This window comes from Desulfovibrio sp. 1188_IL3213 (genome assembly GCF_036763145.1).
In the GTDB taxonomy this organism is placed as follows: Bacteria; Desulfobacterota; Desulfovibrionia; order Desulfovibrionales; family Desulfovibrionaceae; genus Desulfovibrio.
Genome location: NZ_JBAIYR010000377.1, coordinates 1 through 2,221, shown reverse-complemented (window position 1 = coordinate 2,221; position 2,221 = coordinate 1). Strand labels below are relative to the sequence as shown.

Sequence of the window (2,221 nt, the reverse complement as noted above, 5' to 3'; positions counted from 1 at the left end):
CAACGTGCGGGACCTGCCCGCCCTTGAGGCCCAGTTCATCGGCGGCTTCGCTGCCCGCCATTTCGCGCCACGTGCCGCCAAGCATATAGATGTGGTCGCCCTCTTTCTTGAAGTCCGAGGTCTGGGTGGCGGTAACGTTGCGGATGACGCCCAGTATGGAGAAGAGCACCGTGGGCGGAATGGAGATGCGCTCGCCGCCGCCGGTGTAGTCGTTCTTCATTGAGTCTTTGCCCGAGATGCAGGGAACGCCGAAGGCCAGACTGAACTGGCGCAGGGCGCGGCAGGCACGCACAAGCTGGGCAAGCTTGTAGCGGCCGTCGGGATTGGTGGGGCTGACCACGGGGTCGCACCAGCAGAAGTTGTCCACCCCTGCCAGAGCATCGGGATCGGCGCCCACGGCCACGGCATTGCGGATGGCTTCGTCCATGGCGTTGGCCATCATCCAGTACGTGTCATACTCGCTGAACTTGGGGCAGATGCCGTGCGAAATGACAAGGCCCGCATCGGATTCCAGCAGGGGGCGCAATACGCCCGCATCGGCCGGGCCATCGCGCTTGACGCCCACCAGCGGCTTGATGACGCTGCCGCCGCGCACCTCATGGTCGTACTGGCGGATAATGTATTCCTTGGAGCAGATATTGAGGCGGCTGAGCATGCGCTTCAAAAACGCGCCCTGATCCGCATCGGCCACATCCACCTTGATTTCTTTGACTTCAGGCGCCTTCCACACGGCTTCCAGCTCAAGCTGCGGCACGCCTTCGTGCATGAAGCTCATGGGCATGGAGGCCACAATGCGGTCATTGTAGCGCACCTCAAAATAGCCGGACTCGGTGAACGTTCCCAGGGCGGTGGCTTCCACATCCATGCGGGCGGCCAGAGCCATGAATTCGTCCAGTTTTGCGGGCGGCACGGCCAGGGTCATGCGTTCCTGCGCTTCGGAGAGCAGGATTTCCCACGGGCGCAGGCCGTCGTATTTGAGGGGAGCCTTGGCAATATCAAGCACGCAGCCGCCCGTGTCTTCGGCCATTTCGCCCACGGACGAGGACAGGCCGCCCGCGCCGTTGTCGGTAATGGCGTTGTACAGGCCGAGGTCGCGGGCGCGTATGATGAAGTCATACATTTTGCGCTGGGTGATGGGGTCACCGATCTGTACGGCTGTGGCCGGGGAGCCCTCGTGCAGCTCTTCGGAGGAGAACGTGGCCCCGTGGATGCCGTCCTTGCCGATGCGCCCTCCGGTCATGACGATGACGTCGCCGGTTTCGGCCTTCTTGTACCAGCCGGGACGACCGTGCAGTTCAGCCGGAATAATGCCTACCGTGCCGCAATAGACCAGCGGTTTGCCCAGGAAGCGCTCGTCAAAGACCAGAGAGCCGTTGACCGTAGGCACGCCGGACTTGTTGCCGCCGTGTTCCACGCCTTCGCGTACGCCTTCAAGCACACGGCGGGGGTGCAGCAGGCGCGGGGGCAGGGGCTTGTCGTGGAAGGGCGAGGCAAAGCAGAACACGTCTGTATTGCACACCAGTTCCGCGCCCATGCCTGTGCCCATGGGGTCACGGTTGACGCCCACAATGCCTGTCAGCGCGCCGCCGTAGGGGTCGAGCGCCGAGGGGCTGTTGTGGGTTTCTACCTTGATGCAGGCATCGTAGCCGTTGATAAAGGCGATGACGCCCGCATTGTCCTTGAATACGGACTTGCAGTAGTCGTTTTCGCCCATGCGCTCACGCAGGATGGCCGTGGCGTCGCGGATGCAGGTCTTGTAAAGGTTGTCCACCACTTCGTGGCGGCCGGTATCTTCATCGGTATAGTCGATGCGCGAGGCAAATATCTTGTGCTTGCAGTGCTCGGACCATGTCTGGGCCAGCACTTCCATTTCCACGTCCGTGGGGTTGGCGGGCAGGTTGAGGGCCTCGCGGCGGCGGGCTTCATCCGGCGCGGAAAACTGGTCGCGGATGCAGTGCATTTCCTTGAGGTTCAGCGCCCAGGTATTGGAGCGGCTGGCCTGCATGAGGGCTTCGTCATCCATGCCGGAAAGGCCGATGGTTTCCACCGTGTCGTTGGATTCGCCGGTAACCTGGGCGGCCTGCGCCTCAAAGCCGGGGCTGGCCTGCCATTGGTCACGGCTTTTGATGCGGTAGCGCTGGATAAGGGTGTTGCACAGCAGGTCGCGGGCCAGCGTGTCCACCTGCTCGCGGCTGAGCGGGGCGGCGGGATCGTTGACAAT

At 62.8% G+C, this 2,221-nt stretch carries 1 protein-coding gene; it reads right to left on the bottom strand.

The features are described from left to right. Positions 1-2,221 (bottom strand): AIR synthase-related protein (locus V6C16_RS11610; RefSeq protein ID WP_333543276.1); only part of this gene is annotated, 2,221 nt, incomplete at both ends.